The sequence below is a fragment of the Fructobacillus sp. CRL 2054 genome (genome assembly GCF_028764065.1).
Classification (GTDB): Bacteria; Bacillota; Bacilli; order Lactobacillales; family Lactobacillaceae; genus Fructobacillus.
The window spans coordinates 1-407 of record NZ_JACOFN010000024.1; the positions used below are offsets into that span (position 1 = coordinate 1).

At 57.2% G+C, this 407-nt stretch carries 1 pseudogene; it reads left to right on the forward strand.

Features of this window, described 5'->3' with window-relative positions:
• Window positions 1-407 (forward strand): annotated as a pseudogene (uxaA, locus tag H7198_RS06920) (altronate dehydratase); the annotation flags it as partial.

The following is a 407-nucleotide window of genomic DNA, read 5'->3' on the forward strand; positions in this document are numbered from 1 at the left end:
GTTATGCATTGGCGGATATTGCGGCGGGGGAACACGTTCACGCCCACAATACGCGCACGAATCTGAGCGATCTGGATCAGTATCGCTATCAACCTGATTTTCAGGATCTGCCTGCGCAAGCGGCAGATCGTGAAGTGCAGATCTATCGTCGCGCTAACGGCGATGTCGGGGTGCGCAATGAGCTGTGGATCCTGCCAACCGTGGGCTGTGTCAACGGCATCGCGCGGCAGATCCAAAATCGTTTCCTGAAAGAGACCAACAACGCTGAAGGTACCGACGGCGTGTTCCTCTTCAGCCACACCTACGGCTGCTCACAACTGGGCGACGATCACATCAATACTCGCACCATGCTGCAAAACATGGTGCGCCACCCGAACGCGGGCGCAGTGCTGGTGATTGGTCTGGGC